Source organism: Reyranella sp. (genome assembly GCF_965228225.1).
Lineage (GTDB): Bacteria > Pseudomonadota > Alphaproteobacteria > Reyranellales > Reyranellaceae > Reyranella.
In genome coordinates this window covers 4,926,514-4,939,384 of the sequence record NZ_OZ245801.1, presented here as the reverse complement: position 1 = coordinate 4,939,384, position 12,871 = coordinate 4,926,514, and the positions used below count along the sequence as shown (strand labels likewise).

Here is a 12,871-nt window from a genome sequence, read left to right as displayed (position 1 = left end):
TGTCGAACCCTGATGGTAGCCGAAGGGTTCGGCGTTACAAAACCCGTCACGCGGTCTAAAGTCCGCGCCGCGAGTGGGACGGTCGGAGGAAACGGGATGGGGTTGGGCCGCATTGTCGCGTCGGCGGTGATTGCGTTCGGCATAACCGGTGGCGCGCTGGCGCAGCAGGCCGAAGCGCCGCCGCCCAAGGAGTACAGCCAGCAGTTCCTGGTGCCGGGCTCCTGGTTCCATGGCGTGCACGGGCTCGCCTTCAACAAGGACGACCAGCTGTTCGCTGGTTCCGTGATCGGCCAGACGCTGTACCGCGTCCAGGTCGACTCAGGCGAAGTCGACCGCGTGATCGATCCGCCGACCGGCATGGCCGACGACATCGCCTTCGCCGAGGACGGGACCATGGCCTGGACGGCGTTCCTGATCGGCAAGGTCTATGTGCGCAAGCCCAACGGCAAGACCATCGAGGTCGCCCAGGGGCTGAACGGTCCCAATTCGCTTGCGTTCGGCAAGGATGGGCGACTGTTCGTCTCCGAAGTCTTCCTCGGCGACGCGCTCTACGAGATCGACATCAAGAACGTCGACAAGCCCGACTTCAAGCCGCTGGCGCGTAACGAACTGCGCCGCATCGCCGAGAAGCTGGGCGGTCTCAACGGCTTCGAGGTCCACAAGGACGATGGCTTCCTCTACGGACCGCTCTGGTTCAAGGGCGAGATCGTGAAGGTGAATCTCGAGACCGGGGCCAGCGAAGTCATCGCCTCGGGCTTCAAGATCCCGGCCGCCGCCAACATCGATCCGCAGAATCGCGACAATCTCTATGTCGTCGATACCGGTACGGGCGGCATCTGGAGCGTGAGCCTCACCAGCAAGGCCAAGAAGCTCGTGGCCTCGATGAAGCCCGGCCTCGACAATCTCGCCTTCGATTCGCGCGGGCGCCTGTTCGTCACCTCGATGACCGACAACGGCGTCTATCTGGTCGACAAGCAGACCGGCGCACATCGCACCATCGTCGAAGGCAAGCTCGCGGTTCCGACCGACCTCGCGGTGACCAGTGAGGGCGGCAAGGACACGGTGCACGTGGCCGACGTGTTCAGCTATCGCAAGGTGGACGGCGCCAACGGCGACGTGACCGACGTGTTGCGCGTGCACGGCGAGACGCACGCCTATCCGATCGGCATCTCGGTCGGGCCGAAAAGCGTGCTGCTCTCGAGCTGGTTCTCGAACACCGTCGAGAAGGTGGATCGCAAGACCGGCAAGGTGACGGCGACGCTCGGCGAGTTCGCCGCGCCGGTCGATGCGGTGGAGTTCGCCGACGGCACGATGTACGTGGCGGAGCTGGCGAGCGGCAACCTCGTGAAGGTGAGCGCCGACGGCAAGGAGCGCAGCACCGTGATGAAGGAGCTGCGCGGTCCCGTCGCCATGGTCCACGGCTCGGGCCCGCTCATCTACATCACCGAGATCTCGGCCGGCGCCGTCACAGAGATCAACGTCACGACCGGGACACGCAAGGTGGTGGCCGACAATCTCACCGGCCCCGAGGGCATCGACCTTGGTCCGGACGGGCGGCTCTACGTCGCCGAGGTCGGCCAGAAGCGTGTCGTCGCCATCGATCCCGCGACGGGTGCGAAGACGGTGATCGCCTCGAACCTCGACATCGGGCTGGCGCCGTTCCCGGGCGGGCCGCCGGCGCTGGTGCCCACGGGTGTTGCGGTCGGGCGCACGGGCATCGTCTATGTCAGCGCCGATATCCGGAACTCGCTCTATAAATTGACGCCGCCGTAGTCGGCGCACTCCAAAGAGGCTGCCATGGCCGGTATTCCGTTCATCAGGGACTTCAAGTTCGACTACGGCACGGCGATGGAAGTGACGCCGCTGATCCGAAGGGTCGTCGCCAACAACCCGAACCCCTTCACCTTCAAGGGCACCGGCACCTACATCATCGGCCATGGCAACGTGGCGGTCGTCGATCCCGGCCCCGATCAGCAGGAGCACATCGACGCTGTCCTGCGCGCGCTGCGCGGCGAGACGGTGACGCACATCCTGGTGACGCACACCCATATCGATCACGTGCCGGCCACGCCGGCGCTGGCCAAGGCGACCGGCGCCAAGGTCTACAGCTACGGCCCGCATCCGACGCCCGAAGGCGTGACCGCGGAGCAGGAGGGCGATTTCTCCTTCGCCCCCGACGTGAAGCTGAACGATGGCGACGTGATCCAGGGCGACGGTTGGAACGTCGAGGCGGTTCATACGCCGGGGCACATCTCCAACCATCTCTGCTTCGCGGTGAAGGAGGACAAGGCGCTGCTCTCGGGCGACCATGTGATGGGCTGGTCGACGGCGGTGATCTCGCCGCCCGACGGCAACATGGCCGACTACTTCGCCTCGTTGCGCAAGCTGCTGCCGCGCGACGAGAGCCTCTACATTCCGACCCACGGCGCCGAGATCCGCGATCCCAACCCGTTCGTGCAGGCCTATATCGAGCACAGGCTGGCCCGCGAGGCGCAGATCATCGCCCGTCTCAAAGACGGTCCGCAGACCGTTCCCCAGATGGTCGCCAAGAACTACGCCGACACGCCGGTCCATCTGCACCCGGCGGCCGGCCGCTCGATGCTGGCCCATCTCGTCCAGATGGTGAAGGACGGACGGGTCAAGACCGAGGATGGGCGGGCAGCCATCGACAGTGTCTACCGGCTCTGACAAGCGGTTGAAAAACCCGAGTCCGGCAAATAAACGAAACAAACGAAATAAACGAAACAAACGAAGCGGGGGTCGCACCCCTGAAGTAGGTATCCTGGTACCGTTGACGGGTCGGTGTCCGCCGGCACCTGCAAAAAGCCATTTCTACAGCCTGCCAAGGGGGAACGACCAATGGACCTGAAGCTGACGGGCAAGACCGTGCTGATCACCGGCGGCAGCCGGGGCATCGGCTTCGCCTGCGCCATGGGATTCGCGGCCGAAGGCTGCACGGTGCACATCGCCTCGCGGTCGAAGGAGTCGCTCGAGGCGGCACGGGAGAAGATCCGCGCCCGTCATAATGTGCCGGTCGAGATCCACCCGGCCGATTTCTCGGACGGCGACACCGCGCGCCGCATCGTCGAGGCGGTCGGCCATGCCGACATTCTGGTGAACAATGCCGGCGCCATCCCGCAGGGCGACCTCTTTGGCATGACCGAGCCCAAGTGGCGCGAGGCCTGGGATCTCAAGGTGTTCGGCTACGTGAACGCCACGCGCGCCATGCTGGAGAAGATGTACGCGCGCAAGGCGGGTGTCGTCGTGAACGTGATCGGGCTCGCCGGGGAGAGCTTCAACTACGACTACGTCGCCGGCACCATGGGTAACGCCGGTATCATGGCCTTCACCCGCGCAGTGGGATCGAAGAGCGTCGATCACGGGGTGCGCGTCGTGGGGATCAACCCGCCGGCCACCCGAACCGACCGCATGCTCACGCGGTTACGCGCCCAGGCCGAACAGAAGTTCGGCGATCACGAGCGCTGGGCGGAGCTGACGAAGCACATGCCGTTCGGCCGTGCCGCCGAGCCCGACGAGGTCGCCGACCTCGCCGTATTCCTTGCCTCCGACCGCGCCAGCTACATCAGCGGCGTGGTCATGACCCTCGATGGCGGCCAGGCGGCCCGCCATTAGTCGGGTGGTCGCTCTTGCTTCGGCGCTCTCGGACATTGCCTGAGGCTTAGCGGCATGTAATCAAGCCGCGGCCTGCCGCTCCTGGAGCTGAGCTTCGCTCAGCCTAGTAGACCTGGCGCATCACCTGGGCGGCGAAGCCGTCGACGGCCGATTTCTTCTGGGCTTCGCTGAGCTTGCTGTCGGCCGCCACGGCCGGGCAGTAGGCGGTGACCAGATAGTTCACCACCTCGGCGCTCTCGACGCCGGGATAGCGGATGCGGAGATCAGCGGTCGCCGAGGCGATCGCGTTGAAGGTGTCGCCGCTCGCGAGCTGCTTGCCGACCGCCGTCATCTGGGCGGGAGTCTCCTTCAGGATACCGGGCTTGGCCATCGGCTGCGGCTTGGGGCAGTCGAGTGCCCAGGCGGGAAGGGCTGCCGAGGTGGCGAGGACGGCAGCGGCGGCCAGGGTGGCAAGGCGAAGCATTGATCGGTCTCCCGTGATGATGTCCGGAAAAGCGATAGCAAAACCGGAATCAATAGTCCCCCGGAACTGCAAACGACCGGGCGCATTCACCCTGTGGGTGCGATTCGTCGCCACCCGTCATCTGCTGTAGAATAGATCCTCGTAGCGACCTCCGCCGGACGAGGGGCGCTTCATGAGCGTGCGGAACGCCTTTTTGCGTTGTATGCGCGCCTTTGCCGGAAAGGCCGACATCCTTGAAATTGTTCGCGTGGCGCGCCTTCGGGCGCGCGCGGCCCCCTGCTATTCGGGAAGACGAAGACGCCATCCGCAGCGAGCTGTTCGGGATCGAGCGACTGGAGCAGCACGCCCAAAGTCTGGCGGCCAGCCAACCTGTCCATGCTGGGTTGACCGCAGGCAAGTCGCTCGTCGTCCGTCTGCGCGACAATGAGCGCGTCCTGTTGGAGGCCTATCGTTCGATCGCGGCAGCGGTCGATACCGGCCGGACGGTCACACCTGCCGCCGAGTGGCTCCTCGACAACTTCCATCTCGTGGAGCAGCAGGTCCGGGAGGTCCGGACCGACCTTCCCCCCGGCTACTATCGACAGCTTGCCAAGCTCAGCGAGGGACCGCTGTCGGGCTATCCCCGGGTGTTCGGACTGGCCTGGGCCTTCGTGGCGCACACCGACAGTCGCTTCGATCCCGAGACACTCGCCCGCTTCGTGCGCGCGTACCAAACGGTCCAACCGCTCACCATCGGCGAGTTGTGGGCCGTCGCCATCACGCTCCGCATCGTCCTGATCGAGAACCTGCGGCGTTCGGCCAGCCGCATCGTCAACCGGCGCACGGAGCGCGAGCAGGCTGATCTCGTCGCCGATCGGCTCTTGGGGCTGAAAGATCACGTCGCGGACCCCGCGGCTCTACAGCCTTATGACCGCGAAGGCTTTTCCGAAGGCTTCGCCGTCCAGCTCGTCCATCGCCTGCGCGATCAGGATCCCGAAACAACCCCGGCCGTCGGCTGGCTCGAGAAGCGCCTGGCGCGCGATGGCACGAGCGCCGACGAGCTCGTGCGGCGCGAGCATCAGTTGCAGGGCGCGACCAACGTGACGGTCCGCAACATCATCACCAGCATGCGGCTGGTCTCCGACGTCGATTGGGCAACGCTCTTCGAGGAGGTGAGTCCTGTCGATGATTTGCTGCGCACGGGCGGCGTGTTCGTCGACATGGATTTCGCGACTCGCAATCTCTATCGCACCGCCATCGAGCAGATCGCGCGCGGCACCGCCCTCGACGAACCGGAGATCGCACGGCGCGCGCTGGCCGTCGCGGCGGGCTGTCCGGTCGATGACGACGGAGACGGACGCCAACGCGAGCCGGGTTATCATCTGATCGGCAGCGGTCGCAGGGCATTCGAACGATCGGTCGGCTTCCGCGACAAGGGCTTGAGTGTGCGACGGCGGTTCCTGCGGAGTGGTCTTGCGGGTTATGCCGGGGGCGTTGCCGTCACGGCCGGTCTCGTGCTTCTGCTTCCCCTGCTGGGCCTGTCACTGCTTGGGTTACAGGGCCTTCCGCTTCTCGGGATGGCTGTCGCCGGTCTGTTGCCCGCCGTGGATGCGGCGCTCCTGCTGGTCAACCGGCTGATCACCGGAGGCTTTGGCGCCACGCTGCTGCCCAGCCTCGAGCTGCGCGACGGCGTGCCGGCGCATCTGCGGACGGTCGTGGCGATTCCCACCCTTCTGACGACGCAGGCGGCGATCGAAGAGCAGATCGAGACTCTCGAGGTGCACCATCTTTCCAACCCGGCCGGTGCCATCCATTTTGCCCTCCTGTCGGACTGGACGGATGCGACCGCCGAATCGATGCCGGAGGACGCGGCCCTGCTCGCGACCGCGGTCGAGGGGATCGCGCGCCTCAACCGCCGTTATCCGGCGGAAGAGGGGGGCGATCGGTTCTTCCTGCTTCATCGCCGGCGCGGGTGGAACGAGGCGCAGGGCGCCTGGATCGGTTGGGAGCGCAAGCGCGGCAAGCTGCACGAGCTCAACCATCTGCTGCGCGGCTCGACGGGAACGACTTTCGTCGCCGCACCGGATGCCAGCCGGGTGCTGCCCGCGGATGTGCGCTACGTCGTGACGCTCGATTCCGATACGCGCCTGCCGCGCGACGCGATCGTGCGGCTGGTCGGCAAGATGGCCCATCCGCTGAACCGGCCGCGGTTGGACGCGGGGCGGCGCCGCGTGGTCGAAGGCTATGGCGTGCTCCAGCCGCGCGTCACACCCTCGCTCCCGGTCGGCGCCGAGGGCTCGCGGTTCCAACGCGTCTTTTCCAACAACAGCGGTATCGACCCCTACGCCTCGGCGGTGTCGGACGTCTATCAGGACCTGTTCGGAGAGGGCTCCTATTCGGGCAAGGGCATCTACGACATCGACGCGTTCGAGGCATCGCTGCGAGGGCGCGTTCCCGACAGCATGATGCTGAGCCACGATCTCTTCGAAGGAACCTTCGCGCGCTCGGGCCTCGCCTCCGATATCGAGGTCATCGAGGAGTTTCCCGCGCGGTACGACGTGGCGGCGGCACGCCAGCATCGCTGGGCGAGGGGCGATTGGCAGCTCCTGCCCTGGATGCTGGGGATCGTGAAGTCGACGGCCCCCGGCGCGCGGAGCGAGTTCCTGCCTGCGATCGGCTTCTGGAAGATGTTCGACAATCTGCGTCGCACGCTGTCGGCGCCGGCGGCTGTCTTGGGCTTGCTGGCGGGTTGGACACTGCCCCTCGCGGCCGCGCTGGTCTGGACGGGCTTCGTGCTGCTGGTCATTGCGCTGCCCACGCTCCTGCCGGCGATTGCGGCCCTGTTCCCGCGACATGCGAAGATCACGACCCGCAGTCATCTCGATGCGCTGTGGAACGACGTCGTGTCGGCGGCCTTGCAGACTGCCTTGCTCGTCATCTTCCTGGGTCACCATGCCTGGCTGATGGCCGACGCGATCGGCCGGACGTTGTTCCGGCTCGTGATCAGCCATCGCCGTCTCCTCGAATGGATCACTGCAGCGCAATCCAAGCAGAGCGTGCGGGCCCGATGGCCTGGCCTCTATGGCAAGATGGCGGGAAGCGTCGTGGTCGCGCTCGTCGCCGCTTCCGTGGTCTGGCTGGCGGGCGCCGCGGCGATGCCCGTTGCCGCGCCCTTCGTGCTGGCCTGGCTGCTGGCGCCCGCGGTCGCCGACTGGGTGAGCCGTCCGCCTCGCGACGCCGGCAGCCTCCGAATCAAGTCCGCCGAGGCGGCTTCGCTGCGCCTCATTGCGCGTCAGACGTGGCGCTTCTTCGAGACCTTCGTCACGGAGGCGGACAACATGCTGCCGCCGGACAATTTCCAGGAGGCACCAACGCCCGTCGTGGCGCATCGCACGTCACCGACCAATCTGGGATTGCTGCTTCTCTCGACGGCCGCTGCGCGCGAGTTCGGCTGGATCGGCACCGCCGAGGCGGTGGAGCGTCTTGAAGCCACTCTCGCGACGATGGAGAGGCTGCAGCGGTTTCGCGGACATTTCTTCAACTGGTACGACACGAGTGACCTGCGCGCCCTCGAGCCGCGCTACGTTTCGACGGTGGACAGCGGCAACCTCGCCGGACACCTGATCGCGCTCGCCAATGCCTGTGGCGCCTGGCGCACACCAGGCGCCGCGAGGCCCGATGGCGCGCGTGGCGCCTCCGACAGTCTCGATCTCGCCCGCGAGGCGCTGACCGCGCTGTCGGACGACCGTCGCACCCATCTCGTCACCCGGCCCGAGCTCGTTCGCGCGTTCGATGGGCTGGCGGCGGCCTTGTCCGAGGCACCAGTCCGCCTCGAAACGGCGCTATCGATGGCGGAGACGGCCGTCGACCTCGCGCGCACGCTTGCAAGCGAGCGCGCCGATCCGGAGAGCGCCGACATGCTGTTCTGGATCGAGGCGGCTCACCGCACCGTTGCCAGCCATCATCGCGACGCCTCCGCCGACGGAACGACCGGCGATCTGGTCCGCCGCCTGCTCACGATCGAGACATCCGCGCGCGCCATGGCGGGCGCCATGGAGTTCGATTTCCTGTTCGACGAGCGCCGCCGCCTGTTGTCGATCGGCTTCCTGGTCGCCGAAGACCGACTCGACGTCAATTGCTACGACCTTCTTGCCTCCGAGGCGCGGCTGGCGAGCTTCGTCGCGATCGCGGCGGGCGACATTCCGGCGCGACACTGGTTTCGGCTCGGCCGTGAGGTGACGCCCGTCGCCCACAGCGCGGCGCTGGTCTCTTGGTCGGGATCGATGTTCGAATATCTGATGCCGTCGCTGGTGATGCGGGCGCCGCTCGGCAGCCTGCTCGAAAGGACCAACCGTCTGGTCGTCGGCCGCCAGGTTCAGTACGCGACCGAACTCGGCCTGCCGTGGGGGATCTCGGAGTCGGCCTACAATGCGCGCGACAAGGAGTTCACCTACCAGTACTCGAATTTCGGCGTGCCCGGCCTCGGCTTCAAGCGCGGCCTGAGTGAGAACCTGGTCATTGCGCCCTACGCGACCGGCCTGGCCGCCATGGTCGATCCCGCGGCGGCGGCCACGAATTTTGGACGGCTGGCCGCCTTCGGCGCGCGTGGCCGCTACGGCTTCTACGAGGCGCTCGATTTTACGCCCTCGCGTCTTCCGGACGGCGAAGGGCATGCGGTGGTGCGGGCCTATATGGCCCACCACCAGGGCATGACGGTGGTGGCCATCGCCAACGCCTTGCTCGACGGCGTGATGCGGTCACGCTTTCACGCCGAGCCGGGCGTGCAGGCGACGGAGCTGCTGCTGCAGGAACGCGCGCCGCGCGATGTCGCGGTCGCCCATCCGCGCGCCGAGGAAGTCGGCGCCAGCGCGCTGGCAAGAGATGCCGAGCCGGCGCTGGTACGGCGCCTGCGCAATCCGCACGCCGCCAGCCCCTCGGTGCATCTCCTGTCGAACGGACGATACTCGGTCATGCTGACGGCGGCGGGCTCCGGCTACAGTCAATGGGGCACCCAGGCAGTGACCCGGTGGCGCGAGGACACGACGCGCGACGACTGGGGGAGCTACATCTTTCTGCGCGATGTCGAGACGGGCGCAGTCTGGTCGGCCACAGCCCAGCCGTGCGAGCAGCCCCCCGATCGCTACGAAGTGATGTTCGCGGAGGATCGTGCCGAGTTCGTGCGCCACGATGGTACGCTGGTCACCAGCCTCGATGTCGTCGTCTCTCCGGAAGACGACGCGGAGGTCAGGCGCGTCACGCTGACCAATGGCGGCAACCTGCCACGTACCGTCGAGCTGACGTCCTATTCGGAGATCGTGCTGGCACCGCGCGGCGCGGATGCGGCGCACCAGGCGTTTTCCAAGATGTTCGTACACACCGAATATCTGCCGGCCACCGGCGCCCTGCTGGCCACGCGACGGCGCCGCGGGCCGGACGAGCCCGAACTGTGGGCGGCTCACCTGGCGGTGGTGGAAGGTGTGGCTGTGGGCGGGATCGAGGTCGAGACGGATCGCGCTCGTTTCATCGGTCGCGGCAACGAGATCGGCGATGCCGTCGCGGCGACCGACGGTCGACGGCTGTCCGGCACGGTCGGGTCGGTCCTCGATCCGGTCTTTGCGCTTCGTCGGCGTCTGCAGGTGCCCGCGGGCGGCATGGCGCGCATCGCCTACTGGACGGTGGTCGCATCGTCACGCGAAGCGTTGCTCGACGCGATCGACCGTCATCTCGACGTCAATGCTTTCACCCGCGCCACGACGCTCGCCTGGACGCAGGCGCAGGTTCAGCTTCGCCATCTCGACATCGGTGCGGTCGAGGCGAGCTATTTCCAACGTCTGGCGGGGCACGTGCTCTACGCCAATCCGGCGCTGCGCTCGTCGCCCGACGCGATCCGGCGCGGCCTGGCCGCACCGCCGACCCTGTGGTCGCAGGGTATTTCCGGGGATCTGCCGATCGTTCTGGTACGGGTCGAGGAGATCGAGGACACGGGTATCGTGCGCGAGCTGTTGCGCGCACGCGAATACTGGCAACTGAAGGGCCTGTCGGTCGATCTCGTGATCCTGAACGAGCGAAGCACCTCCTATGTGCAGGATCTCCAGTCGATGCTGGAGACCCTGGTTCGCGCCAGCCGGTCCCGGACCCATCTCGGGGTCGAAAACGTTCCAGGCGCCGTCTTCGTCCTGCGCACCGACCTGATCTCGACCGAGACACGCGCCCTCCTGCTTGCCCTGGCCCGCGTGGTGCTGCGGGGCGGGCGCGGCAGCCTGTCGGATCACCTCGACCGCCTCAAGTCGCCTCGGGGCGTGGCGCCACCGCTGCGTCGCGCCATTGTCGCGGATCGCGGGGCGAAGCCATTGCCGCCACAGCCGGTGGCGCTGGGCGCGCTGCAGTTCTTCAACGGCCTCGGCGGCTTCTCACCGAATGGCCGGGAGTATGTCACGGTACTCGGCCCCGGCCAGTCGACGCCGGCGCCCTGGATCAACGTCGTCTCGAATGCGTCCTTCGGCTTCCAGGTGGCGGCCGACGGCGGCGGCTATACCTGGTCGCAGAACAGCCGCGACAACCAGCTCACCCCCTGGTCCAACGATCCGGTCGTCGACCGGCCGGGCGAGGCATTCTATGTACGCGATCTCGACAGTGGAGAGGTGTGGACGCCGACGGCGCGGCCGGTACGGCTCGAACAGGCCACCTATATCGTGCGACACGGCCGCGGCTACAGCCGGTTCGAGCTGGTGGCCAACGGCATCGCGCTCGACTTGCTGCAATATGTCCCCTTGGGCGATTCCCTCAAGATATCGCGCCTCACGGTTCGCAACATTTCCGATCGGCCGCGTCGGCTCTCGGTCACGGCCTATGTCGAATGGGTTCTCGGTCTTGCCCGCGGCGCCTCCGGTCCCACGGTCGTCACCGAGCGGGACGGCGAGACCGGCGCGATCTTCGCGCGCAACCGATGGAATCTCCATCATGGCGGCCGTGTCGCGTTTGCCGATCTCTCCGGGCGCCAGACTGCGTGGACGGGCGATCGCGTCGAATTCATCGGTCGCAACGGCAGCACGGAGAGGCCTGCCGCGCTTAGCGCCGATCTGCCGCTGTCGCAACGTCTCGGCGCCGGCCTCGATCCCTGCGCCGCCTTGCAGACCGCCATAGACCTGAAGCCGGGTGGCGTGAACGAGGTCGTCTGTTTTCTGGGGCAGGCGGCCGACGAGGCCGAGGCGCGCGCGCTGATCGCGCGGTACAGGGCCGCCGATCTGGCCGCCGTGCATCGCGAGGCGGTGGGCTTCTGGGACGGTGTCCTGAGCACCGTGCAGGTGAAGACCCCCGACCCCGCGACCGACATTCTGTTGAACGGCTGGCTGCTCTACCAGTCACTGGCCTGCCGCTACTGGGCCCGTTCGGCCTTCTATCAGGCGAGCGGCGCCTATGGCTTCCGCGACCAGCTCCAGGATGCGATGTCGCTCTCCGTGCCGGCCCCTGCACTGGCGCGCGCCCACATCCTGCGTGCGGCGTCTCGCCAGTTCGTCGAGGGCGATGTCCAGCACTGGTGGTTCCCGATCGCGGGCCAGGGTGTCCGCACGCGCATCTCGGACGACCGCGCATGGCTCGCCACCGTTGCTGCGCATTACGTCGAGACCACCGGTGATACCGCGATCCTCGACGAGCCCGTTTCCTTCCTCGATGGTCCGGCGCTGCGCGAGGGCGAGCACGATCTCTACTTCCAGCCCGAACAAGCGGACGAGACCGCGTCGCTGTTCGAGCATTGCGCCCGCGGCCTCGATCACAGTCTGGCCACCGGCGCGCACGGGCTGCCGCTGATCGGCACCGGCGACTGGAACGACGGCATGAACCGCGTGGGCGAGGCGGGGCGAGGCGAGAGCGTCTGGCTGGGCTGGTTCCTGTACGCGGCTCTGCTCGCATTCGCGCCGATTGCCGAACGTCGGGGCGAAGCGCAACGGGCGGCCAGCTGGATCGCACATGCCGAGGCGCTGAAGGCGGCGCTCCACCGCGAGGCCTGGGACGGCGCCTGGTACCGTCGCGGCTATTACGACGACGGCACACCCCTGGGCTCGGCCACGAGCGAGGAGTGTCGCATCGATTCCATCGCCCAGTCATGGGCCGCGATCTCCGGCGCGGCCGATCCCGTGCGCGCCGCGCAGGCCATGGAGTCGCTCGACAAGATGCTCGTGCATCGCGGCGACCGCCTGGCGCTGCTCTTCACGCCGCCGTTCGACAAGACCCCGCTCGATCCCGGCTACATCAAGGGCTATCCACCGGGTATTCGCGAGAATGGCGGGCAGTACACCCACGCCGCGGCGTGGTCGATCATGGGATTTGCGGCACTGGGCGAGGGCGACAAGGCCCACGAGCTGTTCTCACTGCTCAACCCGATCAACCACACGGCGACCCGCACCGGTGTGCTGCGCTACAAGGTCGAGCCCTATGTCGTGGCAGCCGATGTCTATTCGGTGGCACCGCATGTCGGGCGAGGCGGCTGGACCTGGTACACGGGCTCGGCCGGCTGGCTTTACCGCGCCGGCGTCGAGTCGATCCTCGGACTCAGGGTGAAGGGCGACCGGTTCGAGGTGGCGCCCTGCCTGCCGGCAGCGTGGCCGGGTTTCGAGATGACCCTTACTCTGCGGGGGTCAGTCTACGAGATCGAGGTGCGCAATCCCGCGGGCGTCAGCGGTGGTGTCGTCGCCGTCGAGCTGGACGGCGTGACGCAGCCGGTAACGGACCGCAAGGCGGTGATCCGCCTGGGCGACGAGGTCGCCCGGCGGACCATCGTGGTAACTCTGGGCTGAG

General features: G+C 67.1%; 5 protein-coding genes. 4 read left to right on the top strand and 1 reads right to left on the bottom strand.

The features are described 5' to 3' along the window. The first annotated feature begins 102 nt into the window (after positions 1–102). The 3 genes from ACO07K_RS23940 (at position 103) to ACO07K_RS23930 (ending at position 3,633) form a co-directional block, all read left to right on the top strand. Positions 103–1,773, top strand: a complete 1,671-nt coding sequence (locus ACO07K_RS23940; protein ID WP_422032329.1) for an SMP-30/gluconolactonase/LRE family protein — start codon at positions 103–105, stop codon at positions 1,771–1,773. Positions 1,774–1,797: 24 nt separating this feature from the next. Continuing rightward, a complete protein-coding gene (locus ACO07K_RS23935; protein WP_422032327.1) occupies positions 1,798–2,688 on the top strand; it encodes an MBL fold metallo-hydrolase in 891 nt (296 codons plus the stop codon). 171 nt (positions 2,689–2,859) lie between these two features. Then, a complete protein-coding gene (locus ACO07K_RS23930; protein ID WP_422032325.1) occupies positions 2,860–3,633 on the top strand; it encodes a short-chain dehydrogenase/reductase in 774 nt (257 codons plus the stop codon). Positions 3,634–3,736: 103 nt separating this feature from the next. Here the strand turns inward: ACO07K_RS23930 and ACO07K_RS23925 are convergent, their stop codons facing one another. Next, a complete protein-coding gene (locus ACO07K_RS23925) occupies positions 3,737–4,096 on the bottom strand; it encodes a hypothetical protein (RefSeq protein WP_422032323.1) in 360 nt (119 codons plus the stop codon). A 233-nt stretch (positions 4,097–4,329) separates the two neighbouring features. Here ACO07K_RS23925 and ACO07K_RS23920 point away from each other — a divergent pair, with 233 nt between their 5' ends. Beyond that, positions 4,330–12,870 (top strand): GH36-type glycosyl hydrolase domain-containing protein, encoded by an 8,541-nt coding sequence (locus ACO07K_RS23920; protein WP_422032321.1) that lies wholly within the window; start codon positions 4,330–4,332, stop codon positions 12,868–12,870. The last annotated feature ends 1 nt before the right edge of the window (position 12,871 follow it).